A 26,893-nucleotide genomic window follows, 5' to 3' on the forward strand; every position below is an offset into this window, starting at 1 on the left:
TCCGCCCTTGATGAAAATCCTGTATGTCGCCGGACGGGAGGCCGCCTACTCACGCACCCGCATCGTGCTCAACGCCATGCGCCAGAACGGCTTTGACGTGATCGAATGCCTGCCGCCCAACAAGTCGTTCAAGCACTACCCGGGCCTGTTGCTCAAGACCCTGCTCAACGCCCCCCGCTGCGATGCGGTCGTGGTGGGTTTCTACGGTCAACTGCTGGCGCCGCTGGTGCGGCTGCTGACCTGGAAGCCCATTCTGTTCGACATGTACATCACCACGTACGACACGATGGTGTTCGACCGGGAGAAGGCGGCCCCCGGCTCGTTCAAGGCCCGCATCTATGGCCTCAGCGACTGGCTGTCCTACAAGATGACGAAGCTGTCCATCCTGGACAGCCACCACGTCATCGGCCATTTCGGGCGCACCATCCACACCGAGACCAGCAAGTTCCGCCGGCTCTTCCTGGCCGTGGACGACAGCGTGATCAAGCCGGGGCCTTTGCGGCCCGCCGATGGCGAGTTCCTCGTGCACTTCCATGGCGAATACATCCCGTTCCATGGCGTGCGTCACATCCTCAAGGCCGCCAAGCTGCTGGAACCACATGGTGTGAAGTTCCAGATAGTGGGCAAAGGACTGACCTACGAAGAGGACATGCAACTGGCCCGCGAGCTTGGCCTGCCGCATGTGAAGTTTCTGGACCCAGTGCCATATGCCAAGCTGGCCGAGCTGATGTCCCGGGCCGATGTGTGCCTGGGGATCTTCGGCGACAACGAGCGCGCCAAGCTGGTGCTGACCAACAAGGTCGTCGAGGCGATCGGCGTGGGCAAACCCCTGATCACCAGCCGCAACGAGCCCGTCCAGGAGCTGCTCAAGGACGGCGAAAGCGTGCTGCTGGTGAACCCCGCCGATCCTCAGGCGCTGGCCGATGCCATCCTGCGCCTCAAGAACGACGAGCCGCTGCGCCATCGCATCGCGGCCGCCGGCCACAAGGTGTTCAGGCAGCAGTGCGCCACCGAGACCTTCGGAAAACGCTTCACCGCGATCCTGCACGAGGTGCTGGGTACGCGACGCACCGCCGAATGAGTGAAGCGTCCGGTGCCGCGCCCTGCGTTCATGTGCTGCTGGCGTCCTACCAAGGTGGCAGGTACATCCGTGAGCAGCTGGAGTCGATCGCCGGCCAGACCCACCCCAACTGGACGCTGACCGTCAGCGACGACGGATCGACGGACGACACCGTGCGTCTGTGCGAAGCCTTCGCGGACAAGCACGGGGACCACCGCATCCGGCTCGTCAAAGGACCCGGGCGGCGCTCCACCGCCAACTTCTTCCACCTCCTGCGCACCGTCGAACCCACGTCCAACCACGACCTGATCGCGTTCAGCGACCAGGACGACGTCTGGCTACCGGAAAAGCTCTCCCGCGCCGTGCACGCACTGCGGGCCCTGCGGCCGACCACGGGCCAGCCGGCGCTGTATGCGGCGCGCACCCGCCTGGTCAACGAGCGACTGGAGCCCATCGGCGTGAGCCGCCTGCCACAACGCCCCCTGGGCTTCGGCAACGCCCTGCTGCAGAACGTCGCCAGCGGCAACACCATGGTGTTCAACCAGCCCCTGCTGCGGCTCATGCGCCGGGTCAAACCCGAGCATTCGGTCCTGCACGACTGGACGGCATACCAGGTCGTTACCGGCTGCGGCGGGCAGATGCACTTCGATCCGGAGCCCTGTCTGCTCTACCGCCAGCATGCCGACAACCTGATCGGATCGCAGGGCCGCTCCTGGGACAAGGTGCTGCGCATGGGCATGCTGTTCAAGGGGCAGTACCGCACCTGGGGCGATCAGACGGAAGCGGCCATGAACGACATCGCCAATGAACTGCAGCCCAAGGCGCTGGATGTGCTGCGCAAGTTCCAGGACATGCGCCGCCGCCCCGATCTGATCGGGCGCATGCAAGCCGGACGCCACAGCGGCCTCTGGCGGCAGACCCGTTCCGGCCGCGCCTCGTTCTGGCTGGGCCTGGCCCTCAACCAGCTTTGACCTGGCCCCGGCGGTCCACCCATCACTCTCCATGAGCCAGTCTCCCGTTCCTACTTTTTCTGACCCTGCTTCACCCTGGGTGCTGGTGCTGCTGCCGGTGTACAACGGCCAGCGCTTCCTCACGCAACAGGTGGAGTCCATCCTGAACCAGAGCGGCGTGAGCACCCACCTCCTGTGCCGAGACGACGGCTCTGGCGATGGATCACCCGGACTGCTGCACGAACTCCGGCTGCGCTGGCCCGAGCGCATCACGGTGGTCGAGGACGATCTGGGCAACCTGGGCGCCAGCGGCAATTTCTCATGCCTCATGCGACAGGCACTGGACCTGGAGCCAAACGGCCTCGGAAGAGCGAACTACATTGCACTCTCCGATCAGGACGATGTCTGGCACCACGACAAACTGCTCATCGGACTCGGAGCCATTCAATCGCTTGAGCACGCACGCCCAGGAGCACCCGCCCTCGTGCACAGCGACCTGCGCGTCATTGAAGAAGACGGACGTGAGATCGCTCCTTCGATGGCCCGCTACCAGGGCCTGCGCCCCGACCTCAGCAGCCTCTCGGCCCAGCTCCTGAGCAACACACTGACCGGCTGCACCAGCCTGATGAACCGGGCTCTGCTGGAGAAAGCCCTGCCGGTCCCTCCCGAAGCCATCATGCACGACTGGTGGCTGTCGCTGGTGGCCAGCGCCTTGGGCAGCCGCATCTACCTGGACCAGTCGCTGATCGACTACCGCCAGCACGCCACCAATGCCATCGGCGCCAAGGCGCGAGACAAGCCCGTGGCCTTCAAAACCATCATGCACCGCTTGTTCGACGACCGGCACGGCGAGATCTTTCGCCTCAACGCCCGCCAGGCGCGTGGCTTCTTGGTACGTTTCGGCGGTGAGCTGACCGCCCGCCAACGGCTTACCACCTGGCTCGCATCCCAGCTGTCGCTGCCTTTTCCGCCCCTGCAGCGCCTGATCTACCGAGTGCTGAGGCGCCTGTGAGCATCCGCCTGTCCATGGTCAGCCACGGCCAGGCCCGGCTGGCCAACCAGTTCCTGCAGGACCTGACCGGAACACACGAAGTGGCTGAACTGGTGGTCACGGAAAACATCCCGGACGCGCCCATGCACCCACCACCCGGCTTGACTGTCCTCGCGCACCACAACCCGTTGCCGTTGGGGTTTGCGGGCAACCACAACCAGGCCTTTGAGGGATGCGAACAAGCGTTCTACTGCGTAGCGAATCCCGACATCCGTTTGCCGATCAATCCGTTCCCGGGCCTCCTGGCAGCAATGCAAGACCCTACAGTGGGGCTGGTGGCTCCGCTGGTGCTCGGCCCGGCCGGACAGCCTGAGGACAACGCGCGGCGCTTTCCCACCCCCTGGAACCTGGCGCAGAAACTCGCTGGCGTGAACGATGGTCGCTACCACCTCATGCCCCAGTCGGATGCCCGCCCGGTCGAATGGGTCGCAGGAATGTTCCTGCTGTTTCGCGCCCAGGCGTTTCGGGATGTGGGAGGTTTTGATGCTAAATTCCACCTCTACTATGAAGATGTGGACATCTGCGCCCGGCTGTGGAAATCGGGCTGGAAAGTGATGTGCGATCCGGGGGTCACGGTGGTGCATGAGGCCCAGCGCGCCAGCCGGCACAGCTTCCGGTACATGCGCTGGCATGCTGCGAGCATGGCACGCTACTTTGGCAAGCACCTGGGCCGCCTGCCACTGGTATAGCCACCCCTTCAAGACACAAGCCCTTCAGAGCCGCTCCATCCCGATGGGTGGGTGACGGACTTCCACGATCTCGCCCGACACACCAAGCAGGAGAAAAGATGATTCTGGTTACCGGCGCCGCAGGCTTTATTGGCGCGAACTTCGTGCTCGACTGGGTCGCACAGTCCCAGGAACCCGTCGTGAATCTGGACAAGCTGACCTATGCCGGCAACCCCGAGAACCTGGCCAGCCTGCAGGGCAACCCCGGACACATCTTCGTTCAGGGTGACATCGGCGATCGCTCCCTTGTTGACCGCCTGCTGGCCGAACACAAGCCCAGGGCAGTGGTGAACTTCGCTGCAGAAAGCCACGTCGACCGATCCATTCACGGACCGGAGGACTTCATCCAGACCAACGTCGTCGGCACCTTCCACCTGCTGGAGTCTGTGCGTGCGTATTGGGGTTCTCTTGAAGGTGAAGCCAGGGCTGCTTTCCGGTTCCTGCACGTCTCGACCGACGAGGTCTACGGCACGCTCGGCCCGAACGATGCTCCGTTCACCGAGACCACACCCTACACGCCCAACAGCCCCTACTCGGCCTCCAAGGCGGCCAGCGACCACCTGGTGCGCGCCTACCACCACACCTACGGTCTGCCGGTGCTGACCACCAACTGTTCGAACAATTACGGTCCCTACCACTTCCCCGAGAAGCTGATCCCGCTGATGATCGTCAACGCCCTGGCCGGCAAGCCACTGCCGGTCTACGGCGACGGCATGCAGGTGCGCGACTGGTTGTTCGTCAAGGACCACTGCAGTGCGATCCGCCGCGTGCTCGAAGCCGGAGCGACTGGTGAAACCTACAACGTGGGCGGCTGGAACGAAAAGCCGAACATCGAGATCGTCAAGACGGTCTGCGCGTTGCTGGACGATCTGCGCCCCCGTGCCGACGGCCAGTCCTATGCCACGCAGATCACCTACGTGAAGGACCGGCCGGGCCACGACCGCCGCTACGCCATCGACGCAACCAAGATTCACCGCGAACTGGGCTGGAAGCCTGCCGAAACCTTCGACACCGGCATCCGCAAGACCGTGCAGTGGTACCTGGACCATCCCGACTGGGTGGCGCACGTGCAAAGCGGCGACTACCGGAACTGGATCGGCCAGCAGTACGGAGCGCTTGCATGAAGATTCTCCTGACCGGCAAGAACGGCCAGGTCGGGTTTGAGTTGCAGAGAGCCCTGGCGCCACTGGGCACCGTTCATGCAGTGGATTCAAGCGACTGCGACCTGGCCGACGAACAGGCGCTGCGAGCCCTGATCAGGGCCTCGTGCCCGGACCTCATCGTCAATCCTGCCGCGTACACCGCGGTGGATCGTGCCGAAGATGAAGCCGGCGGGCAACTCGCCACCGCGGTCAATGCCATCGCCCCCGGCGTCATGGGTGAGGAAGCCGCGCGTCTGGGCGCCGCAGTCATCCACTACTCCACCGACTACGTTTTTGACGGCCACAAGGCCACGCCATACGTGGAAACGGATCCGACCGCCCCTCTGGGGGCCTATGGGCGCAGCAAGCGCGATGGCGAGCTGGCCTTGATGCGCAGCACTCCGCGGCACATCGTGCTGCGCACCAGCTGGGTGGTCGGAGCTCACGGAAACAACTTCGCCAAAACCATGCTCCGCCTGGCGGCCGAGCGCGACGAGTTGCGCGTGGTCAGCGACCAATTCGGTGCACCCACCTCTGCCGCGCTGATCGCCGATGTGACCGCGCATCTGGTGCGCCAGCTGCAACGTACGGGCACGGAGCCTTTCCCCTACGGCCTCTACCACGCAACGGCCGGAGGGGAAACCAGCTGGTGCGACTACGCCCGCTTCGTGATCGGGTACGCACTGCGCACGGGACACGCCCTGCGCGTCACTCCCAACGAAGTACACCCCATCGGCTCCGACCAGTACCCCACGGCAGCCCGACGCCCGACGAATTCGCGCTTGGACACCACCCTGTTTCGCTCCACCTTTGGCTTTGAACTGCCGCACTGGCAGGAAGGCCTGGGCCACATCCTGCAACAGATCCTGAGAACGCCATGAACAGAAAAGGCATCATCCTGGCCGGCGGTTCCGGCACGCGCCTGTACCCCGTGACGCAGGCAGTGAGCAAGCAGCTCATGCCCGTGTACGACAAGCCGATGATCTACTACCCGCTGAGCACCCTCATGCTCGCCGGCATCCGCGACATCCTGGTCATCTCCACCCCGCAGGACACCCCTCGCTTCACCGACCTGCTGGGCGATGGCAGCCAGTGGGGCCTGAACCTGCAGTACGCCGTGCAGCCCAGCCCCGACGGCCTGGCGCAGGCCTTCATCATCGGCGAGCAGTTCATCGGCAACGATCCTTCGTCTCTGGTGCTGGGCGACAACATCTTCTACGGCCACGACTTCGCGGCCCTGCTGGGCAACGCCACGCGGCGCCCGGACGGCGCCACCGTCTTCGCCTACCACGTGCACGACCCAGAGCGCTACGGCGTGGCCGAGTTCGACCCCTCGGGCAAGGTGCTCAGCCTGGAAGAAAAACCGACCAAGCCCAAGAGTAACTACGCGGTCACCGGCCTGTACTTCTACGACAACCAGGTGGTGGAGCTGGCCAAGAACCTCAAGCCTTCTGCCCGCGGCGAGCTGGAGATCACCGACCTCAACCGCCTGTACCTGGAGGCCGGCTCGCTGCAGGTGGAGGTGATGGGTCGCGGCTACGCCTGGCTGGACACCGGCACCCACGACAGCCTGCTGGAAGCCGGCCAGTTCATCGCCACCCTGGAAAAGCGCCAGGGCCTGAAGGTGGCCTGCCCGGAGGAGATCGCCTACCGCAGCAAGTGGATCGACGTCGAGCAGGTGCAGCGCCTGATCAAGCCGCTGGCCAAGAACGGCTACGGCCAGTACCTGCAACAGATCATCAAAGACGAGCTGCGCTGAGCCATGAAAGCGACCCCACAGTCCATCCCCGAGGTCATCCTGTTCGAGCCCAAGGTGTTCGGCGATGAGCGCGGCTTCTTCTTCGAGAGCTTCAACCACGCCCGCTTTGAAGAAGCGGTGGGGCGCCCCGTGCGCTTCGTGCAGGACAACCACTCCAAATCAACAAAGGGCGTGCTGCGCGGGCTGCACTACCAGGTCCAGCAGGCCCAGGGCAAGCTGGTGCGAGTGGTCCAGGGCGAGGTGTTCGATGTCGCGGTCGACATCCGCCGCTCATCGCCCACCTTCGGGAAATGGGTGGGCGCGCACCTGACGGCTGAGAACAAGCACCAGCTGTGGGTGCCCGAGGGCTTTGCGCACGGCTTCGTCGTACTCAGCGAGACCGCCGAGTTCCTCTACAAGACGACCGACTACTACGCCCCCGCCCACGAGCGCAGCATCCTCTGGAACGACCCGGACGTGGGCATTGACTGGGGAAACATTCAGGTCCCGACCCTGTCGGCAAAAGACCAGGCAGCCAAGCTGCTCAAGCACGCCGACGTGTTCAATTAAGTGTCCATGAAACTCGTTTCCGTTGTTCTATCCGGCGGTGCAGGTACCCGCCTGTGGCCGGCATCGCGCCAGGCCTACCCCAAGCCTTTCATGAAGCTGGGCGGTCGAACCCTGCTGGAACAGGCCATCAGCAGGGGGCAGGCGTGCGGCACCGACCACCTGATCGTGGTGACCAACCAGGATCACCTGTTCCTGACCCAGGGTCTGTTGGCCGAGATGGCAGACCCTCCCGCTCCGCACTACCTGCTGGAACCCAAGGGCCGGAACACGGCCCCAGCGATCGCTCTCGCCGCCCTGGCCTGCCGGCAACAGCACGGCGACGATGCGGTGATGCTGGTACTTCCAGCCGACCACCTGATTCCAGACACGGAGTCCTTCGTGGCCAACGCGCTGGAAGCAGCGCGTCATGCGCTGGACGGCCACCTGATGGTATTCGGCATCCAGCCCACCGGACCTGAAACCGGCTTTGGCTACATCGAAGTGGCGAAGGTCGGGCGCCAGACGCAGACAGTGCTGCAATTTGTGGAGAAGCCCGACCTGGCCACCGCCCAAGAGTACCTAGCCACTGGTCGATACTACTGGAACAGCGGCATGTTCTGCTTCACTGCAGGCACCTTGCTGACAGCGCTGGAGCAGCTCGCGCCCGATGTGCTGTCGGCTGCGCAACAAGCAATGGAGTACGCGCAGACCAAACCGATGTCGCTGCCGGATGGCGCAGCGACGCCGCTAGTGACACGCTTCGAGACGCACTCCTTCGGCAAACAACCCGACATCAGCATCGACTACGCCGTCATGGAACGCGCCAAGAACGTGATGCTGGTGCCAGCCCGCTTTGGCTGGAGCGATGTGGGAGCGTGGCCCGCAGTGGCCCAAGCCCACACCCCTGACGCCAGTGGCAACACCCTGGGTGCGGCCGAGCACATCGACTGGGTGGCGGTGAACACGACGGGAACGCACGTGCACATCGACAGCCATGGGCACAAGGTGGTCGCCACCGTGGGGGTCAAGGATCTGGTGGTGGTCGACACGCCCGACGCCCTTCTGGTCACGAGCAAGCAGGAAGCGCAAAACGTCAAACGTGTGGTCGATGCGCTCAAGGAACGTCACGCCAACAGCCCGCAGTACCAGAGCACCGTGCTACCCCCAGAGGTGCACCGCCCTTGGGGAACCTACGCGACCCTCAAGGAAGAAGAGGGCTACAAGGTCAAACGCATCACCGTCCGACCAGGACAGAGCCTTAGCCTTCAGTACCACCATCAGCGCGCCGAGCACTGGGTGGTGGTGCGCGGTCGTGGCCTTGTCCAGATCGGCGATGTCGAATACCCGACCCGACCCGGCGAATACCGCCACATCCCGCTGCAGGAGAAGCACCGACTGACCAACACGGGTCACGATGAACTGGTGCTGATCGAAGTGCAATGCGGGGACTATCTGGGCGAAGACGACATCGTTCGACTGTCGGACACCTACGGGCGGGTGTGATGGGCGCCATTCGAGCCTTGTGGGCCTACCGCGGCTTCATCCTGGGCAACGTCAAGCGGGAGTTTCAGACCAAATACCGCAACTCCTTGCTGGGCGCAGCCTGGAACATCATCAATCCGCTGTCGATGATCCTGGTCTACACCGTGATCTTCTCCAACCTCATGCGTGCAAGACTTCCGGGGACTCAGGATCCGTTTTCCTTCAGCATCTATCTGTGTGCGGGGATCCTCACCTGGGGCCTGTTTGCGGAGATCACCAACCGGGCCACTGGCATGTTCATCGAACACGCCAACCTGCTCAAGAAGCTGAGTTTTCCGAGACTGTGCCTGCCCGTGGTGGTGGTTGCCAATTCCCTGGTCAATTTCGGCATCCTGTTCGGCTTGTTCCTTATCTTCCTGATGGCCACCGGCAACCTGCATGCCGCGGCGCTGCCGGCCATGCTGCCGCTGCTGGTGCTTCAGGTAGCGTTCGCCATTGGCATGGGCATCAGCCTTGGGGTGCTCAACGTGTTCTTCCGCGATGTGGGGCAGTTCTTCACGCTGTTTCTCTCCTTCTGGTTCTGGTTCACCCCCATCGTGTATCCGGTGGGCATTCTTCCGGAGAACGTGCAGTCACTGATGTCCTACAACCCGATGGCGCGGCTGGTGCACGGGTATCAGCAGATTCTGCTGCGCGGCGAAATGCCCGACTGGGCCAGCTTGCTGCCCGTCGCGGTGCTCGCGGCGCTGTTTTGTCTGTACGGGCTCTGGCAGTTTCGCCGCCACGCCGGTGAAATGGTCGACGAACTCTAATCAAGAACCAGACTGACATGGGTTCCATCACTGTTTCGGGCGTCGGGAAGGCGTACAAGTTTTATTCAAGCCGCTGGGCACGTCTGGCAGAGTGGCTCAGCCCGTTCCACAAACGCCGCCACACCCTCAAATGGGTTCTGCAGGACATCAATGTCTCCATCGGACAAGGCGAGTCGGTTGGTGTACTGGGCGTCAATGGCGCCGGCAAGAGCACCCTGCTGAAGATGATCACCGGGACCACTCAACCCACGACCGGTTCCATATCGATCAACGGAAGGATGGCCGCGCTTCTGGAACTGGGCATGGGCTTCCACCCGGATTTCACTGGGCGGCAGAACGTCTTCATGGCTGGTCAGTTGCTGGGGTACCAAGCCGGAGAGATCGCCGAGCTGATGCCGGAGATCGAGGCGTTTGCAGAGATTGGCGACTACATCGATCAGCCTGTGCGGGTGTACTCCAGCGGCATGCAGGTCCGACTGGCCTTCAGCGTGGCGACCATGAAGAAGCCCGACATCCTGATCGTTGACGAGGCCCTTTCGGTCGGGGACGCCTACTTCCAGGCCAAGTGCTTTCAACGCATCAACAACTTCAGGCAGAACGGAACCACCCTGCTGCTGGTCTCCCACAGTCCTGGCGACGTGGTCAAGCACTGCGACCGCGCCATCCTGCTCAAGGGAGGCCGCGTCGCCATGGACAGCTCATCTCGAGAAGTCACCAATCGCTATCTGGACGAGCTGTTCGGAAAGCCCGATGAAGCCCCCGCAGATGCCGAAGCATCAATTCCGACCGATAGCGCCGCGGCCCATGGCCTCAGTCAACACGACGACGTGTTCCACTCCCGGCCCGGTTACCACCCGTCCGAGCACCGGTGGGGCCACGGTGGCGCATCGATCATCGATTTTTTGGTGTCAACCCCGGATGCGTCGTATCCGTCCCGCATCGAAAGCAACACCCAGACGGAGTTCTACTTCACCGTCCGCTTCGACAGCGACTTCGACCAGGTGGTGCCCGGTTTTCTGCTCAAGACGCTGGAAGGCATTTTTCTGTACGGTACGAACTCCTACCTGTCGTCTCGAGGCACCGCGCACCATTCGGCCCAGGCCGGCAGTGTCCAGACGTACCGCTTCTCCATGCCCATGGCGCTGAACGAAGGGCACTATCTGGTGTCGTTCGGGATTTCGTCGGGCGACCCCAGGCAGGATCTTGTTCCGCTGGATCGCCGGTACGACTCAGTGCTCATCCACGTGGGGCGCGACGTCCAGTTCTGGGGCATTGCAGACCTGCGCGCAACCTATCAACAGCTCAACGCCTGATCCGCCCTGTTTGGCGATCCACCAGATGATTCGAAACCTCGTTGCCCAGCTACCGGAGATCTACCAGCCGATTTTTGATCACCCCGAGCTGTCCACACAGACATCCCGACCGTGCGAAGACCGTCTGCAAAAGATTGCGGTGGTCTACAAGTCCCTTGAAGACCACCTGGGCCGGCCGTTGTCGGTGCTGGATCTCGGGTGTTCACAGGGATTCTTCTGTCTGAATCTGGCACAACTTGGCGCCACGGTCCATGGAGTTGACTTTCTCGACAAGAACATCGCGGTTTGCGAGGCGCTTGCAGCAGAACACCCATCGTGGAAGCTGTCGTTCCAGGTGGGTCGGGTCGAGGACTTCATCGAACAACTCACGCCAGGCCGCTACGATCTGGTGCTAGGACTGAGCGTCTTCCACCATGTGGCCTATGCCAGCGGCGCGGACAGCGTGAAACGCCTGCTCAAGCGCTTGGCCGAAGCGACGGGCGCACAGATTTTTGAGCTTGCACTGCGTGAAGAGCCGCTGTACTGGGGGCCGGCCCAACCGGAAGACCCCTTCGAGTTGGTGAACCAGATCGGATTTGTGCACCTGCTCGGAAAAATCCCCACGCACCTGTCCCACATCAGCCGGCCGTTGTACGTCACCAGCGACCGGTATTCCATCGTCGATGAAACGGTGATCCCGTTCTCGCACTGGACTTCGCACGCCCACGCGTTTGCAGCACCGTCCTCGCAAGCCAGCCGACGTTATTACTTCGCGGAACACCAGTTGGTGAAGTACTACCGGCTAGACCAAGAACAACGGGTTCTCAACCAGACCGAGCAAGCCCAGGAGGTGCACTTTCTGAAGTCGGCGCCGCCCGGATTCAAGGCTCCTCGCTTGCTGGCGAGCGGCGGCACAGCCACCGCCGCCTGGACGGTGATGGATCGCCTGCCCGGACGGACTCTGCTGGAACTCGAACAGCACAAGCTGGACTTCGACCGCCATGCAGCGCTGAAGGCGGTGCTGGACCAACTAGTGATTCTGGAATCAGCCGGTCTGTACCACGCAGACGTCCGCACTTGGAATGTGCTGAGATCGGACGATGGAACGGTGCGACTCATCGACTACGGCTCGATTTCGCCCACCCCCCAAGACTGTGGCAGGCCATCTGACATTTTCCTTGCGTTTCTGCAGTTTGCTCAAGACCTGCTTAGTGGAAAGACAGCGGGCGCCAAGCCTGCCCAACGCGTTTTTCTCAGCCCTGCCAGACTCGAGGAACCGCTGAAGACTGCATTCCAGTCGCTCTGGGAGTTGCCGCGCCAGGACTGGTCCTTCCGCGGTCTGCGCGCCTTGATGGACAGCACTGCGGAGCCCTCTTTGCCGCACCAGCCGATCAAGGGCGCTGATGTCTGGGCCATGGCCATTGAGGATGTACTGACGCATTTGCAACATTTCGCTGACATCGTGGATGCGCATGAGCACAGGCTGCGCGACAGCTCAAACCGCCTCTTTCGCGCCGAAAACCTGCTCGAACATTCTGAGGCCCGGCTACTGCAGGCCGAGAACCGGATCGACAATCTGCAGCGACAACTCGACGACGTGCGCCAACGGGCAGAAGCGGCCACTAGCCACATCGAACAGAACATCGCAAGGCCCCATGCTGCGTTGCCCTTGGCAAACGAAGGGACGGCGTCCCTGGAGAGGCGGTTGAAGAACATCGAGGTCGAGGTCCAAACCAACGCCGCTTGGCGAGACCAGGTCAGCGCCACGTTCTCCAACGCCGTGGAGCGTCTGGGTCGCCTGGAAGCCTTCAGTCCGCGGCGACTCGTCACCAATCGCTTTGCGCTCGCCCTGCGGCGCCGTGTAGGAAGCCTGCTCTCACGCTACGCGCCCGGCCTGCACCAGCAACTGGTGACGCGTCTGCGCGGCGTTCCAACAGTGGCCGATGCACCGGCGTCGGAGACCGCCGGCACTGCGCCGCAGAACAGCGTTTCGCCGGCATCGGCAGCGCCAGAGGTCGCTCGGGGTGCTTTCCGCAGGACTGCAGTGCCCCGGGCCAGCGAACTGTTGGCAGACCCCAGACTGGCGCACCTGGCACGCCCCAGAGATCTGGATCGCTTCGTTCGTCCGCTCCACGAGGTGCAGCAGAACGAAGCGCTCGAGCCGGTTACCGCCTTGTCACAAACGAGACGCAGTGCCTCGTCGGTGGCATTCGTGATCACGGTCTCCAACGATGACACGGCGGCTTTGGAGCGGAGCATTCAGTCGGTGTTGCGGCAGACGGATCCCGCCTGGGAGCTCTTGCTGTGCGCACCCGATGACCGGCAGTCGTTGGTGGAAGGATGGCTGGACATCGACTGGCGTATCCGGCGAATCACCGGCGGAACCCCGGACGAGGTTCTGAACCTGATCGTCGCCAGTTGGCAATCGACCACCGAATACATTGGGCTGCTAAGCCCCGGCGATGTGGTCGACGACGATCTGGTCAAGCACATCAGCAAGCGGTGCAGCGCGCTGCCGCCATGTGATCTGCTTTACACCGACGAGGCCTCGCTGCTGCCCGACGGCTCGATAAGCTCGGCCTTCTACAAGCCCGACTGGTCACCCGAACATCACCACTCGGTCAACCTCATGGGTCGCTTTCTGGCGGTCCGCAAGTCGCTGCTGCTGAACCTGGGCATGGACGCTGGCGATCCGGGTGCGGCGCGCGAATACGCGCTGAGTCTGAAGCTCGCTGCGAGGGCCCGCTCAATTGGCCATATCGATGAAGTGCTGTATGTGCGTCGTCGCGAGGCGGAGTGGCCCGCAGGCGGTTTCTTCGAGGCGAAGGACCTCGAAGCCGCTCGCCAAGTGCTCCAAGCCCACCTGTCGGGCCAAGACCCCGCGGTCGAAGTGGTCGCACACCACTCCCCCGGCTCCCTGGAGGTGCGCTGGCCGATTCCGAAGGACACCGAAGTCACACTGCTGATCCTGACCAACATGCAGGAGCGCCAGGTTGCGGGGCGGGGCAACATCGTGCTGGCCACGAATTTCGTGAAGTCGATTCTGGAGAAGTCGACGTTCAAGGGCTACAAGATCATCGTGGTGGACGACGGCCATGTTCCCGACGACCTCCAGAAGCTTCTGGCCGACCACGGCCACCGCTCGGTTAGCTACCCCAGAAACGGCGAGTTCTCGTTCGCCAACAAGTCCAACTTCGCCACCTCGCTGGTCTCCTCGGGCGTGGTGCTGCTGCTCAACGACGACTTGGAGGTCATCGCGCCGGACTGGATCGAAGCGCTGGTCGGTCATGCGCTGCGGCCGGAGATTGCCGTGGTCGGCGGCAAGCTCCTATTCCCGGACCACCGCATCCAGCACGCCGGCATCTCCACCGGCCTGAATGGCTCGGCTGGGCACGTTTTCATGAACAGCGCGTCGGATCAGCTCGAATACGGCGGCTATGCCTCGGTGATCAGGAACTATGGCGCGGTCACCGGTGCGGTGATGGCCTACCGCAAGGAGCTGTTCGACCAGATGGGTGGGTTCGACGAGTTCTTCCGGGTGGACTACAACGACATCGACTTCTGCCTGCGCTGCATCCAGGCGGGCTACCGGGTGGTGTTCACACCCCACGCTCAGCTGTTCCACTTTCACAATTCGAGCTTCAAGCGCAAGCACGACCGCAGCGCCGAGCGCAAGGAGTTCCTCGCCCGCTGGCACGACGTCGTGGAACGGGACCCCTATTGCGGAACGCAATTGCGGGTGATCAGCGCCGAGCAAAAGAGCGAGCAGGCAGCATGAATTCCACGCAACAGGATCCTCAGACCGACCTGCCCGATCCCTACGATCGGGCCACGTACGAGTCGGTCCTGGATCGGCTTGAAGACGAAGCGCGCCAGACGGCCGAACGGCAGGGATGGGACTGGAACGCCGTGATGGGCGGCCCTCTGGATCATGCCACCGTCCAACAACAGGCGCTCACGCTACTGCTCCTCGGGCTCTTCGACGCCCAGCACTACCGCAGCACCTACCCCGACATCGCCAACAGCGGGGCCGATCCGCTGCTGCACTATGTCGAATACGGAGACCGTGAAGGGCGCTGGCCGAACGCCTACTTCAACCCCAGCACCTACCGGCAACACTTCGAACCCGGCGCCCTGGACGCGGTGTGCTCGCTCTATCACTACGCGGTGTTCGGCGAGGACTTGGGTGTTGACGTGCCCACGACGTTCAGCCCGAGGCGTTATTTCGACTCGAATCCAGAACTGCGGACCTGGGTGGACCGGCCGCTCACCCACTTCCTGCACCTGGGCAAACCCGCCGGTCTGGTGCTGCACCACCGCATCCGCTTGTCGAACGAGCAGAAAGTGAGCCTGCCTGAGAAACAACGCGCCCGACCTTCCGAGCGGTTGGATATCTCCAGCGGCATCAATGTGATCGGACCGCTGGACAAGGTCTCGGGGTTGGGTGTGAGCGCGCGCGGCTACCTAGAAGGCTTGCGAAGGGCTGGAGCTCCTCTGCTGGGAACCCTTGCACGGCAGTTGGAGTTTCCCCGGCAAACCAGCCTTGGTGCCGACCAGCTTCAGCTGCCGCCCTGGGTCAAGGATGCAGCCGTCAACGTGTTTCACATGAACGGCGACACCCTGCCGTTGATGCTGGAACACGGCGGTGAGACTCTTTTTTGTGGCGCCTACAACATCGCGGTCTGGTACTGGGAACTGCCCACTCTGCGGCCCGAGTGGCAAGTGTCGATGAAATACTTTGACGAGTTCTGGGCGCCCACGCCGTTCATTGCGGAGACGCTCCGGCGTTCGACTTCCAAACGGGTCACCCTGCTGCCGCCTTATCTTGCCTACCTCGCCGACATGGAGGAGGTCCGTCCGGTCGAGGGCCCCCACAATATCCTCTATTGCTTCGACGCCAACAGCATTCTGGAGCGGAAGAACCCGGGGGCACTGCTCGACGCGTTCCAGATGGCGTTTCCCCGCCAAGCCGCGACGCCTGAGGTTCGGCTGACGCTCAAGATCACCTATCCGGACAAAACCAATCCGGAAGTCCAGCGGGTCTACGAAGCCGCAGCCGACGACGATCGCATCCACATCGTCGACCACCTCCTTTCGGACCAGGAACTGCACCAACTGATCGCGTCGGCCGCCGCCTACGTCTCCCCGCACCGGTCCGAGGGCCTGGGCTTGACCGTGGTGGAAGCCATGGGCGCCGGCATTCCGGTCATCAGTACCACATTCAGCGGACTGGGCAGCCTGATTAGGGACGATACGGCGCTGCCGGTGCGCTACGACCGCGTCGAGCTGCCGGACGACTATTTCCCCTACCCCCGAGGGTTCGTCTGGGGGAACCCGGACGTGGCCTCGCTGGCTCAGCGCCTTCGCGAGGCGGTGGACCGGCCAAAGGATGTCCGGTCGCGAACCGAACAGGCGCGCCATGAGGTGACTGACTACTTCTGCTCAGACCGTCTGGTGGAAGCCTATCGCGCCGAACTCGATCGCCTCGAACACCTTGCCGGGTAGTCCCCGTCTCTGGCCACACCGCTTACAGCTTGCAGAATGGAGAAACGCATGAAAAAAGCAATCATCACCGGCATCACAGGGCAAGACGGTGCCTACCTCGCCGAACTGCTGCTCGGCAAGGGTTACGCCGTGCACGGCACCTACCGCCGCACAAGTTCCGTCAACTTCTGGCGCATCGAGGAACTGGGCATCCAGAACCACCCCAACCTGCACCTGGTCGAGTACGACCTGACCGACTTGGGCGCCAGCATCGCGCTGGTGCAAAAGGTCCAACCCGACGAGATCTACAACCTCGCTGCGCAGAGCTTCGTCGGCGTGAGCTTCGACCAGCCCACCACAACGGCCCAGATCACCGGCCTCGGAGCCGTCAACCTGCTCGAAGCGATCCGCCTCATCAACCGAAAGATCCGCTTCTACCAGGCCAGCACCTCCGAAATGTTCGGCAAGGTGCAGACGATTCCGCAGACCGAAAGCACGCCGTTCTACCCGCGCAGCCCCTACGGTGTGGCCAAGCTCTATGCGCACTGGATGACCATCAACTACCGCGAGAGCTACGACATCTTCGGCAGCAGCGGCATCCTGTTCAACCACGAAAGCCCGCTTCGCGGCCGCGAATTCGTCACCCGCAAGATCACCGATGCAGTGGCCAAGATCAAGCTCGGACAGCTTGACTGCGTGGAACTGGGCAATCTGGACGCCAAGCGCGACTGGGGCTATGCCAAAGAGTATGTCGAGGGCATGTGGCGCATGCTGCAAGCGGACCAGCCCGACACCTTCGTTCTGGCCACCAACCGCACGGAAACCGTGCGCGACTTCGTGCGCATGGCCTTCAAGGGTGCCGGGATCGAGGTGGATTTCCACGGGCAGGCCGAGGGTGAAACGGCGGTGGATGCAGCGACCGGCAAGACCGTGATGCGCGTCAACCCCAGGTTCTACCGCCCAGCCGAAGTGGAGCTGCTGATCGGCGATCCTGCGCATGCGAAGGCCACGCTGGGCTGGGCTCCCACAACCACACTGGAGCAACTCTGCCAGATGATGGTGGAGGCGGATCTGCGCCGCAACCGGACCGGGATGTCGTTCTGATGCGCATTCTGCTGACAGGTGCGTCCGGATTCACGGGGCTGCATTTCGGTCAACTGGCGAAACAGCACGGACACGAGGTCGTCGACTGTCCCGTCGACCTGACCGACGCTTCTGCAGTGAAGCGCGCCATCGAATGCACCGACCCCTGTGATGCGCTTGTGCACCTGGCCGCCATCAGCTTTGTTGGGCATGCCGACGAATCGGCCTTTTACGGGGTCAATACCGTGGGCACGACGAACCTGCTCAAGGCATTCGATGCACTGCCGGCCTCGGCTCGCCCGCGGAAGCTGCTCCTTGCGAGCAGCGCCAACGTCTACGGCAACTGCCTCCAGTCGCCCATCTCCGAAAACCAGCCAACCGCACCTGTGAACCACTACGCCGCGAGCAAGCTGGCCATGGAGCAGATGGCGCAGGCGTATGCCGACCGCCTCCCCATCGTCATCACCCGTCCCTTCAACTACACCGGCCCCGGACAAGCCACGTCATTCCTTGTCCCCAAGCTGGTTGATCATTTCGCGCGCCGCGCGCCGGTCATTGAACTGGGCAACCTTCACGTAGAGAGGGAGTTCAACGACGTGCGCATGGTCTGCGAAGCCTACCTCCGGTTGCTTGACCACGGTGAGTCGGGACAGATCTACAACGTGTGCACGGGCACTGTGTTCAGTCTGCAGCAGGTGCTTGACACGCTCAAGCACCTCACCGGTCATGACATCGCAGTCCGGGTCAACCCGGCCTTCGTACGCGCGAGCGAGGTGCACCGCCTGTGCGGCGCTCCCGACAAGCTGATCGGGTGCATCGGCCCGTTGCCGGTCTACCCACTCACCGAGTGCCTGTCCGCCATGATCCAGGCACACGCCACCCAAGCTCGGCCTGCGCCACTCTGAAGCCTGGAGCCGGCTTACAGGCTCGCACAGGTGCGCAACCTATAATTGCGGGTTGGCCGCTGGTTGGTGTGGTCATGTCTATGCGCCCCTTACAGGATCCCCCAGTGTCTTCTCATACCGCGTGGTCAGCACGGGCTCCCTCGGACCAAACTGACCGGCACTTGAGCGTGCCTGCGGGACTCCAGGCCATGGCGGCGATCCGCCCTGACCTGCGGCATCTGGATCTCGCCCGCCTGACAGACCGCATAGCCCTCTATGCCTTTTGGGAAAGCAGGCTTCACCGCGAATACCCGGAGCTGGAGTGGCGCCTGACCACAGGGGACATGACTCACCTGGGTGAATACGACGTCTCCCGGTTTCTTGCAGACGGCGGCACCGGGCTGTCCAGCGCTCTTCAGGGAAACTGGCCCACCCAGCTCGACCTGATGCCGGGATTCGAGGCATACAGCCGCCATGCAGACATTGACACAGCCGCGTTCAAAGAGGCGCTGCCGCTTCCACTGCAACTGATCTGGAACGACCGCCCGGATCTGCAGGCTTCTCATGACATCCGCTCCGACGAGGGCCGCATCGGGTTCCTTCGTTGGTGGTTCCACTTCGGACACCTCGAACACTTGCGCGTCCGATGGAGTCTGGCCAGTGACCTGAATGCACTCGACTGGCATGTGCAGGGCCGTCTGCCCTGGCCACGCTTTCTGTCCCTGATCGTGGATGGACGCAGCGACCTGGACAAATCCCGCTTCGCGCCCCTCACTGAAGACAACTGGTTCAACGGTCTGGCGTGGTGGCTGCGCAGTGGTTGTGCGGAGTTTGGCGTCCCCTCCTGGTCTTTGATGTGGCTGACTGACCTGAGGCAACACCTCCATCAGGTGGCCACCTCGTTCGATGCCTGCGCGCCCGAAAATGGCCGCTGCGCCAAGCCTCTGCCCTACGTGCCTTTCCGTGTCTTCTCGTCGCGAGCCGACCTTCGACAGGCGTTCGATCTCAGCCAGCCGACGGGGTGCGATGCCCTGCTGGCGTGGTGGGCTGCTCACGGGGTCCGCGAGTACGGCCCTCTGGAATCGTTGTTCCATAACCCGCTGGACGAGCAACCGGGAATGAACATCGTCGGGTATGCGCGCAGTGTGATCGGTATCGCAGAGGACGTTCGCATGGCAGCCCAGTCTGCCCGCCTTGCCGGTATCCCGTTCGCCGTGATCGATGCCCCGATGCCTGGCCCGCAGAAGGCGGATTTTTCCCTTGACGACCACATCGTCGAGCGACCTCAGTGGCCGGTCTCCCTGTACTGCCTACCACCCACCGAGACCATCCGGCTGGGGATGGAGGGCGGCCGCACGCTGCTGGACTCTGGCACCTACAACATCGGTGGCTGGCACTGGGAACTGCCGGTCTGGCCGGACCACCTGGCGGGGGTGATCGACTCGGTGGACGAGCTGTGGGTGTACAGCGATTTCGTCCGGCAAGCGTTCGCAAACAGGACGGACAAACCAGTCCGCAAGATGCCCCTGGCCGTCGAACTGCCCGACAGCCCTGCGCCGAACCGCTCGTTGTTTGGCCTGCCCAACCACCGCTTTCTTTTCCTGGTCATGTTCGACGGGAACTCGTGGCTGTCCAGGAAGAACCCTCTGGCAGCGGTGCAAGCATTCAAGAAAGCCTTCCGGACCGACCAGGGAGTCGGACTGGTGATCAAGGCCATCACACTCGACAGAGGTTCGGAGGCTTGGCAGGCCATCGAGCAGGAAATCGGTGGCGACCCGCGAGTGTCCGTGATTGACCGGACCATGCAGCGTGTCGAACTCGTGCAGCTTATGTCGTCCTGCAACGCCTACGTGTCCCTGCACCGATCTGAAGGCTTCGGCCGCATCATTGCCGAATCGATGCTCCTGGGAATACCCACGGTCACCACGGCGTTCTCGGGCAACGCCGACTTCTGCACCCCGGAGACCAGCTACCTGGTTCAGGGGCCGCTGGTGGCGCTCACCTCCAAGGACTACATCTTTCACCAAGGGCAGTACTGGTGCGATCCGGACGTCACCCAGGCCGCCGAGCAGATGCAGCGGCTGGTCGAGCACAGGCAGGAGGCAGCTCGCCTGGTGCAGAAGGCACAGGACAATATCCGCCAGCACTACTCCTCGCGCGCGGTGGCAGAGGCCTACCGCCTTCGATTGCGCGAGCTGCGCCAAGCCCATCTGATCTGAAGAAACCACAATGTCCGAACACGACACGTCCACCATGACCGAGTCTTCCAAACTGCTGTCGCTGGAAGACGAGTGCACCAGGCTTGCCGAAGAACTCAAGGACCGCGAGCAGCAGCTCGTGGACCTGCTGCAGGATTACACCGACCGCAACCTGCAGTTGGTGTCCGCACAGCACCAGGTCATGACGCTGACCCAACGCGTGCTGGCGCACGAAGAAGCAGCCAAGGTGCACGCAGACCACATCGACAACCTCTACCAGTCCACCAGCTGGCGAGTCACCGCTCCTCTAAGGCGCCTGAGTGTCATGGCACAGGACGTGAAGTACTCGGTTCGAGTGTTCCAGGAAGCGCTGGCAGCGGGCAAAGGAATGGGCCTGGCTTTCAGGCAAGCACTGCACTCGCACGCAGCCGATGCCACTGTGGTGGCAGCAGAAGTGGCGGACCACGCGCCCAAGACAATGGACGTCCGCGACTACAAGGAGTGGGTGCGGCGGTACGACACCCTGGACTCCGCGACGGTGGAGCAACTCAGGCAGGAGGCGGCCTCGATGACCGAAGGCCCGCTCGTGTCGGTCGTCATGCCGACCTACAACGCCAACCTCGACTGGCTGGGACAGGCCATCAGATCCGTCAGGGAGCAGCTGTATCCGCGCTGGGAGCTGTGCATCGCCGACGATGCGTCGACCGACCCCGAGGTCCGCCCCTTCCTGGAACAGTGGGTGGCCAAAGACCCACGCATCAAGGTCACCTTCCGTGACACCAACGGGCACATCTCGGCGGCCACCAACAGCGCACTGGCCCTGGCGTCCGGCGGCTGGATCACCTTTCTGGACCACGACGATGTGCTGCCAGCGCACGCCCTGCTGTACATGGTCAAGGCCATCGCCCGCCATCCCGACGCGCGGATGCTGTATTCGGACGAAGACAAGCTCGACGAGAACGGCAAGCGGTACGACCCTTACTTCAAGACCGACTGGAACCCGGACCTGTTCTATTCGCACAACCTGGTCACTCACCTGGCCTTCTATCGCGGCGATCTCATGCGCGAGGTGGGCGGCCTGCGGGACGCCTACGCAGGCGCACAGGACTACGACCTCGTCCTGCGGGTGATCGAGAAGGTGAAGGCCGAACAGATCGTCCATGTGCCGTTCATCCTGTACCACTGGCGTGCCCATGCCGGCAGCACCGCCACGGCCGACCTGAACATCAAGCCCTACGCCATGCTCGCCGGCGAGCGGGCGCTCAACGACCATTACAAGCGGATGGGCATCAACGCCCGGGCGCAGTTCATCGGCCACGGGTACCGCGCGCGCCACCGACTGCCCAAGCCGGCGCCCAAGGTCAGCATCATCATCCCGACCCGCAACGCGGTGGACCTCGTCAGGACCTGCGTGGAGAGCATCCGGGAAAAGTCCACCTACAAGAACTACGAAATCCTGCTGATGGACAACGGCTCAGACGACCCCGAGGCGCTGGCGTACTTTGCCGAACAGGCCCAGACGCCCAACTTCCGGGTCATCCGCGACGATTCTCCGTTCAGCTACTCGGCCATCAACAACCTGGGCGCCTCACAGGCCACCGGGGACGTGCTGTGCTTCCTCAACAACGACATTGAGGTGATCTCGCACGACTGGCTGGAGGAACTGGTGAGCCAGGCCTGCCGTCCGGGCATCGGCGCCGTGGGTGCCAAGCTGCTGTATCCGAATACCACCATCCAGCACGCCGGTGTCGTGCTGGGCATCGGCGGCTGGGCCGGGCATGCCCACAAGGGTTTCTCCCTGTACGCGCACGGCTACGTCGGCCGTGCATCGCTGGCAAGCAACTTCAGCGCCGTCACCGGCGCCTGCATGGCGGTGCAGAAACAGCACTTCGACCAGGTCGGCGGGTTCGACGAGGTCAACCTCAAGGTCGCCTGCAACGACGTGGACCTCTGCCTGCGGTTCGCCGAAATGGGCCTGCGCAACCTGTTCACGCCGCACGCCCTGCTTTTCCACCACGAGTCGGCCACCCGGGGCTACGAAGACACCCCGGAGAAGAAAGCCCGATTCCAGAAGGAAGTGGACTACATGTGGAAGCGCTGGCCCGTCATGATGGCCCGCGACCCGGCCTACAGCCCTTATCTCTCGCTGGATCACGAGGACTTCGGTCTCGCCTGGCCTCCCCGCGTTCGCCACGGCGAGCCGGTCTGACCTCAGGGGCACCCGCGCATGTTCCAACGCATCCACCGCAGCCTCCGCCAAGGTCTGAACACCTGGGCGGGCATGCCGCTGGCTTTGTTCATGCTCGTGTTCGTGATCCTGCAAGGCGTGGTCATGGCCAGCCATTCGCCGCTGAGCTATCCGCCGGACGAGATGCCCCACCTGTCCTACATCAACGACAGCATCCGCTCGCCGCAGGCACTGCCGAACTACAGCGACGGCAAGATCATGGGGTTCACCCAGACCAACTACCTGGGCCATCCACCGCTGTACTACAGCGCGCTGGGCGTGGTTGGCAAGCTGTTCTCGCTGAACCCGAAAGCGGACTACCTGATCTTCCGGCTGATCGGTGTCGGTTTCGTGGGACTGGGACTGGCCTTCGTGGTGCTGATGGCCCGGGAGCTGCGCCTGACGCAGACCACCACCTCGCTGCTGCTGTTTGCATGCGCCAGCGTCCCCATGTTCTCGTACATCGCCGGCAGTGTCTCCAACGACACCCTGCTGTACCTGGGCATGACCATGGGCTTCTACGGACTGGCGCGCATGGCCAATCCCGCCCGCAATGGGCCAGATGCCTTGGCGCCGGTCGTGCTGCTGGTCGGCCTGTTGATTGTGTTCCTCACCAAGGCCACAGGCATCGTCTTCATGATCCTGCTCCTCGGCGCCTGGGGAATGCGCAATTTCCGGCGCATCCATCCGGTGGTGCTGGTCCGCAGCTACTGGCCCCACCTGGCTGTCTTCTCCGTTGTTGTGGGCGGCTACTACGTCTACACCCTGCTCCAGCACGGGGGTGTTTTCCCATCGCCCGGCAGGCTCTATGGCAGCACGCCACCCGCCGAACCGCTCGATCTGGCCGGTTATGTCAGGGAATATGTCGGTTCGATGTGGCGGCGGCTGCACGGCATCATGTCGCACCTGAGCATCACCCCCATCGGAGACCGCTGGCAGCCGGTGTTCTACACGATGGCCTGCCTGCCCATCGTGGGCTGGCTGGTGGCTCGATTCAGCACGCCCCTGTTGACCTCCAACCGCATGGCCGTCCGGCTGTTCGATGCCATGGCCCTGGCCACCTTGGGCACCGTCGTTGTCCACGTGGTGTTCGGCTACCGCGCCTACCTCGTCAATGGCGTGCTCTCGGGTCTGCAGCCGCGCTACTACATGTACCTGCTGCCGGTGTTGTGGTTACCGTTCTTCGTGCTCTGCCAGCCCGGCTGGTTCAAACAGACGGTCACCACACTCTTTGCAGCCAGTGCTCTTGTGGTGTTCTGGGCCTCTGCTCCGCAGGTGCTGCTCAAACAGCACCAGGCCCTGCAAGAACTGCCCCGCAACATCGGATACGCCGACCGCGACGGGCTCGAAGCGATGTCGGTCCGCCTCCCCCGCCGCCTCACCACCGAAGGCAATGTGGAAACGCTCACGCTGACCAATGGGGAGTTGCGGGCCAAAGGCTGGGTCTATGACACCAAACTGGGCGATCAGGCCCAGCGCCTCTGGATCCTGGCCGGAGACGAGTTTGTTTCGTCCGTTCCGGTGCTGATCAAACGCGACGATGTCGCCGCCGCCCTGGGCACGCAACGAGCACTGAACACCGGGTTCGCCTTCACCGCCCGACACTTGCCGACCACCCTGACACCCTGCGATGTCCGGCTGCTGGCCGAGTACCGCGACGGCAGCGTGGGCCCACTGAAGAACGACCTGTGCCCGCAATGACCTGCCGGCACGACACCGACACACGTCGTCAACCTCCACGGAGTTCCTCTTGAAACTCATCATCCAGATCCCCTGCTACAACGAAGCCGCCACCCTGGGCATCGCCCTGGCAGCCCTGCCGCGCGAAGTGCCCGGCTTCGACAAGGTCGAGTGGCTCATCATCGACGACGGCTGCACCGACAACACGGTCGAGGTGGCCCTGGCCCACGGCGTCGACCACGTGGTGCGGCACACCCGCAACCAGGGTCTCGCACGCGGCTTCATGAACGGCCTGCAGGCCTGCCTGGAGCACGGCGCCGACGTGATCGTCAACACCGACGCCGACAACCAGTACAACGCCGACGACATCCCGGCGCTCACCCGACCGATCCTGGAAGGCAAGGCCGACATCGTGATCGGCGCACGGCCCATCGCCGCTATCGAGCACTTCAGCCCGATCAAAAAGCTCCTCCAGAAGCTGGGCAGCTGGGTGGTGCGGGTGGCCAGCAAGACCAGCATCCCCGACGCGCCCAGCGGCTTCCGCGCCATGAGCCGGTCCGCAGCACGCAGGCTCACGGTGTTCTCCGACTACACCTACACCCTGGAAACCATCATCCAGGCGGGCCAGAAAAACATGGCCATCACCTCGGTGCCGATCCGCGTCAACGGCGATCTCCGCCCGTCTCGCTTGGTCAAGAGCATCGCCTCCTACATCCAGCGCAGCATCGTCACGATCATCCGGGTGTTCGTGATCTACCGTCCGTTTCGCTTCTTCGCCAGCATAGGCATCGCCCTGTTCACGCTGGGCTTTATCATTGGCCTGCGGTTCCTCTACAAATGGCTGACCATGGACTACGATGGCCACATCCAGTCCCTGATCCTGGCCAGTTCGCTGCTGATCATCGGCTTCCAGACCATCCTGATCGCTTTTGTGGCCGACCTGCTGTCGGCCAACCGCAAGCTGATGGAAGAGGTCCGCTCGCTGACGCTGGAGAACCGGGACCGCCGGCCGCAATGACCGTGATCGTGGCCGTCACCGGCGCCCACGGTTTTGTCGGGCGCGCCCTTTGCCAGCACCTGAAGGCCTGCGGATTCTCTGTCCGGGCCATCACACGCTCCGCGTCCGGCGAAGAAGACACCTGGGCCGTTGGAGACCTGGGACCAGGAACCGACTGGGGCCAGAGCCTGCAGGGGGTCGACTGCGTGGTCCATTGCGCCGCCCGGGTACACATGGTGCAGGACACCGACCCTGACCCGTTGCAGTCCTACCGGCGGGTCAATGTGGAGGGCAGCCGGTCCCTGGCCATCGCTGCGGCGGCTGCGGGCGTTCGCCGGCTGGTGTTCCTGAGTTCACTCAAGGTGCATGGAGAGCGCACTGTGCCGGGTCACCCGTTCATGTCTGGCATGGCGCCAGCCCCCGAAGATGCCTACGGCCAGTCGAAATGGGAGGCCGAACAGGCCCTTCACGAGGTGGCCGGAAGAACCGGCCTTGAACTGGTGGTGGTCCGGCCACCCCTGGTCTACGGCCCCGGGGTGAAGGCCAACTTCCTCAAACTCATGAACGCGGTGGCCCGCGGCACGCCGCTTCCGCTGGGCGCTGTAGACAACCGGCGCTCGCTTCTGGCGCTGGACAACCTGACCGATCTGCTGCTCCGCTGTGTGGAACAGCCGGCCGCCGCAGGACACACCTTCCTGGCATCGGACGGTCAGGATCTTTCAACGCCGGACCTGGTGCGCGCACTTGCGCGTGCGATGGGCCGGCCCGCACGGCTGTGGCCGGTGCCTGTTGCCTGGTTGCGCATGGCGGGAAAATTGCTGGGTCGGGGCCCTCAAATCGACAGACTGATCGGATCGCTGCAGGTCGACATCGGGCATACTAGACAGGTCTTAGGCTGGACGCCCCGGTTGACGGTGGAGCAGGGCCTGCGTCTCGCGGTACAGGATGTGATGGCATGAAACGCGCCTTCGACCTGTTCTTTGCGCTGTGCGCGGCCGCCATCCTGCTGCTGCCCATCGGGTTGATCGCCTTGGTGGTTCGTTGGACCTCACCCGGTCCCGCCCTCTACTGGAGTGATCGCATCGGCCGGGACAACCGCATTTTCAAGATGCCCAAATTTCGCAGCATGCGACTGGACACGCCCGCCGTGGCCACCCACCTGCTGTCAGATCCCGACCGGTATCTGACGCCAGTGGGATCCTTTCTGCGAAAAACCAGTCTGGACGAGCTTCCACAGCTCTGGAGCATCCTGAAAGGCGACATGAGTCTGGTGGGGCCTCGCCCCGCCCTGTTCAACCAGGACGATCTGATCGCCTTGCGCACCGAGGCCGGTGTTCACCGGCTGGTCCCCGGCTTGACGGGCTGGGCCCAGATCCACGGTCGGGACGAGTTGCCGATTCCCGAGAAAGTCCGGCTGGATGCCGAGTACCTGCAGAAGAGGTCGCTGGGACTGGACCTGAAGATCATTTTCCTCACGGCGTGGCGCGTGCTGCGCCGCGACGGGGTGACCCACTGACACACGATTCGACGCCCACA

At 63.2% G+C, this 26,893-nt stretch carries 21 protein-coding genes; all 21 read left to right on the top strand.

Annotated elements, in window-relative coordinates; translation table 11 throughout:
- Positions 1–10 precede the first annotated feature (10 nt).
- The gene (locus tag HPF_RS17930; RefSeq protein WP_133157399.1) at positions 11–1,081 is read left to right on the top strand and encodes a glycosyltransferase; all 1,071 of its coding nucleotides are present in this window, start codon (positions 11–13) and stop codon (positions 1,079–1,081) included.
- Positions 1,078–2,031: a glycosyltransferase family 2 protein gene (locus tag HPF_RS17935; protein ID WP_133157400.1), complete on the top strand. Its 954-nt coding sequence runs from the start codon at positions 1,078–1,080 to the stop codon at positions 2,029–2,031. The genes HPF_RS17930 and HPF_RS17935 overlap by 4 nt, the downstream gene beginning before the upstream one ends.
- A gap of 31 nt (positions 2,032–2,062) precedes the next feature.
- Positions 2,063–3,022: a glycosyltransferase family 2 protein gene (locus tag HPF_RS17940; protein WP_133157401.1), complete on the top strand. Its 960-nt coding sequence runs from the start codon at positions 2,063–2,065 to the stop codon at positions 3,020–3,022.
- Entirely contained in the window at positions 3,019–3,750 is a 732-nt protein-coding gene (locus HPF_RS17945; RefSeq protein ID WP_207959203.1) for a glycosyltransferase, read from the top strand. The genes HPF_RS17940 and HPF_RS17945 overlap by 4 nt, the downstream gene beginning before the upstream one ends.
- A gap of 98 nt (positions 3,751–3,848) precedes the next feature.
- A complete protein-coding gene (gene rfbB / locus HPF_RS17950; RefSeq protein WP_066155466.1) occupies positions 3,849–4,913 on the top strand; it encodes a dTDP-glucose 4,6-dehydratase in 1,065 nt (354 codons plus the stop codon).
- A complete protein-coding gene (gene rfbD, locus HPF_RS17955) occupies positions 4,910–5,812 on the top strand; it encodes a dTDP-4-dehydrorhamnose reductase (RefSeq protein WP_079365332.1) in 903 nt (300 codons plus the stop codon). Before rfbB ends, rfbD begins: the two co-directional genes overlap by 4 nt.
- The gene (gene rfbA, locus HPF_RS17960) at positions 5,809–6,690 is read left to right on the top strand and encodes a glucose-1-phosphate thymidylyltransferase RfbA (RefSeq protein WP_133157402.1); all 882 of its coding nucleotides are present in this window, start codon (positions 5,809–5,811) and stop codon (positions 6,688–6,690) included. Before rfbD ends, rfbA begins: the two co-directional genes overlap by 4 nt.
- A 3-nt stretch (positions 6,691–6,693) precedes the next feature.
- A complete protein-coding gene (gene rfbC / locus HPF_RS17965) occupies positions 6,694–7,239 on the top strand; it encodes a dTDP-4-dehydrorhamnose 3,5-epimerase (RefSeq protein ID WP_133157403.1) in 546 nt (181 codons plus the stop codon).
- Positions 7,240–7,245: 6 nt separating this feature from the next.
- Positions 7,246–8,721 (top strand): mannose-1-phosphate guanylyltransferase/mannose-6-phosphate isomerase, encoded by a 1,476-nt coding sequence (locus HPF_RS17970; protein ID WP_133157404.1) that lies wholly within the window; start codon positions 7,246–7,248, stop codon positions 8,719–8,721.
- Positions 8,721–9,512: an ABC transporter permease gene (locus HPF_RS17975; protein WP_133158159.1), complete on the top strand. Its 792-nt coding sequence runs from the start codon at positions 8,721–8,723 to the stop codon at positions 9,510–9,512. Before HPF_RS17970 ends, HPF_RS17975 begins: the two co-directional genes overlap by 1 nt.
- Before the next feature lie 17 nt (positions 9,513–9,529).
- Entirely contained in the window at positions 9,530–10,825 is a 1,296-nt protein-coding gene (locus tag HPF_RS17980; RefSeq protein WP_133157405.1) for an ABC transporter ATP-binding protein, read from the top strand.
- Positions 10,826–10,835: 10 nt separating this feature from the next.
- Positions 10,836–14,582, top strand: a complete 3,747-nt coding sequence (locus HPF_RS17985; RefSeq protein ID WP_133157406.1) for a glycosyltransferase — start codon at positions 10,836–10,838, stop codon at positions 14,580–14,582.
- Positions 14,579–16,309, top strand: coding sequence for a glycosyltransferase family 4 protein (locus HPF_RS17990; protein ID WP_133157407.1), 1,731 nt, complete (start codon positions 14,579–14,581; stop codon positions 16,307–16,309). The genes HPF_RS17985 and HPF_RS17990 overlap by 4 nt, the downstream gene beginning before the upstream one ends.
- A 48-nt stretch (positions 16,310–16,357) precedes the next feature.
- Entirely contained in the window at positions 16,358–17,392 is a 1,035-nt protein-coding gene (gene gmd / locus HPF_RS17995) for a GDP-mannose 4,6-dehydratase (RefSeq protein ID WP_133157408.1), read from the top strand.
- The gene (locus tag HPF_RS18000) at positions 17,392–18,276 is read left to right on the top strand and encodes an NAD-dependent epimerase/dehydratase family protein (protein WP_133157409.1); all 885 of its coding nucleotides are present in this window, start codon (positions 17,392–17,394) and stop codon (positions 18,274–18,276) included. Before gmd ends, HPF_RS18000 begins: the two co-directional genes overlap by 1 nt.
- 188 nt (positions 18,277–18,464) lie before the next feature.
- Positions 18,465–20,474 carry a glycosyltransferase family 4 protein gene (locus HPF_RS18005; RefSeq protein ID WP_165961739.1) on the top strand — a complete coding sequence of 670 codons (2,010 nt, stop codon included), beginning with the start codon at positions 18,465–18,467 and terminating at the stop codon, positions 20,472–20,474.
- A 10-nt stretch (positions 20,475–20,484) separates the two neighbouring features.
- Positions 20,485–22,662 carry a glycosyltransferase gene (locus HPF_RS18010; RefSeq protein WP_243721613.1) on the top strand — a complete coding sequence of 726 codons (2,178 nt, stop codon included), beginning with the start codon at positions 20,485–20,487 and terminating at the stop codon, positions 22,660–22,662.
- An 18-nt stretch (positions 22,663–22,680) separates the two neighbouring features.
- Positions 22,681–24,381 carry a glycosyltransferase family protein gene (locus HPF_RS18015; RefSeq protein ID WP_133157411.1) on the top strand — a complete coding sequence of 567 codons (1,701 nt, stop codon included), beginning with the start codon at positions 22,681–22,683 and terminating at the stop codon, positions 24,379–24,381.
- A 49-nt stretch (positions 24,382–24,430) separates the two neighbouring features.
- Positions 24,431–25,378 carry a glycosyltransferase family 2 protein gene (locus HPF_RS18020; RefSeq protein ID WP_066158141.1) on the top strand — a complete coding sequence of 316 codons (948 nt, stop codon included), beginning with the start codon at positions 24,431–24,433 and terminating at the stop codon, positions 25,376–25,378.
- A complete protein-coding gene (locus HPF_RS18025) occupies positions 25,375–26,316 on the top strand; it encodes a UDP-glucose 4-epimerase family protein (protein ID WP_133157412.1) in 942 nt (313 codons plus the stop codon). Before HPF_RS18020 ends, HPF_RS18025 begins: the two co-directional genes overlap by 4 nt.
- Positions 26,313–26,873: a sugar transferase gene (locus tag HPF_RS18030; RefSeq protein ID WP_066254014.1), complete on the top strand. Its 561-nt coding sequence runs from the start codon at positions 26,313–26,315 to the stop codon at positions 26,871–26,873. The genes HPF_RS18025 and HPF_RS18030 overlap by 4 nt, the downstream gene beginning before the upstream one ends.
- The last annotated feature ends 20 nt before the right edge of the window (positions 26,874–26,893 follow it).

It is taken from the genome of Hydrogenophaga pseudoflava (assembly GCF_004353865.1).
GTDB classification, from domain to species: Bacteria; Pseudomonadota; Gammaproteobacteria; order Burkholderiales; family Burkholderiaceae_C; genus Hydrogenophaga; species Hydrogenophaga pseudoflava.

Coding starts and splice junctions, on each gene's coding strand:
- HPF_RS17990 (WP_133157407.1), top strand. CDS start 14,579: ATGAATTCCACGCAACAGGATCCTCAGACCGACCTGCCCGATCCCTAC.
- rfbB (WP_066155466.1), top strand. CDS start 3,849: ATGATTCTGGTTACCGGCGCCGCAGGCTTTATTGGCGCGAACTTCGTG.
- rfbD (WP_079365332.1), top strand. CDS start 4,910: ATGAAGATTCTCCTGACCGGCAAGAACGGCCAGGTCGGGTTTGAGTTG.
- gmd (WP_133157408.1), top strand. CDS start 16,358: ATGAAAAAAGCAATCATCACCGGCATCACAGGGCAAGACGGTGCCTAC.
- HPF_RS17930 (WP_133157399.1), top strand. CDS start 11: ATGAAAATCCTGTATGTCGCCGGACGGGAGGCCGCCTACTCACGCACC.
- HPF_RS18025 (WP_133157412.1), top strand. CDS start 25,375: ATGACCGTGATCGTGGCCGTCACCGGCGCCCACGGTTTTGTCGGGCGC.
- HPF_RS17935 (WP_133157400.1), top strand. CDS start 1,078: ATGAGTGAAGCGTCCGGTGCCGCGCCCTGCGTTCATGTGCTGCTGGCG.
- HPF_RS17970 (WP_133157404.1), top strand. CDS start 7,246: ATGAAACTCGTTTCCGTTGTTCTATCCGGCGGTGCAGGTACCCGCCTG.
- rfbC (WP_133157403.1), top strand. CDS start 6,694: ATGAAAGCGACCCCACAGTCCATCCCCGAGGTCATCCTGTTCGAGCCC.
- HPF_RS18005 (WP_165961739.1), top strand. CDS start 18,465: ATGGCGGCGATCCGCCCTGACCTGCGGCATCTGGATCTCGCCCGCCTG.
- HPF_RS18015 (WP_133157411.1), top strand. CDS start 22,681: ATGTTCCAACGCATCCACCGCAGCCTCCGCCAAGGTCTGAACACCTGG.
- HPF_RS17980 (WP_133157405.1), top strand. CDS start 9,530: ATGGGTTCCATCACTGTTTCGGGCGTCGGGAAGGCGTACAAGTTTTAT.
- HPF_RS18000 (WP_133157409.1), top strand. CDS start 17,392: ATGCGCATTCTGCTGACAGGTGCGTCCGGATTCACGGGGCTGCATTTC.
- HPF_RS17940 (WP_133157401.1), top strand. CDS start 2,063: ATGAGCCAGTCTCCCGTTCCTACTTTTTCTGACCCTGCTTCACCCTGG.
- rfbA (WP_133157402.1), top strand. CDS start 5,809: ATGAACAGAAAAGGCATCATCCTGGCCGGCGGTTCCGGCACGCGCCTG.
- HPF_RS18030 (WP_066254014.1), top strand. CDS start 26,313: ATGAAACGCGCCTTCGACCTGTTCTTTGCGCTGTGCGCGGCCGCCATC.
- HPF_RS17975 (WP_133158159.1), top strand. CDS start 8,721: ATGGGCGCCATTCGAGCCTTGTGGGCCTACCGCGGCTTCATCCTGGGC.
- HPF_RS18010 (WP_243721613.1), top strand. CDS start 20,485: ATGTCCGAACACGACACGTCCACCATGACCGAGTCTTCCAAACTGCTG.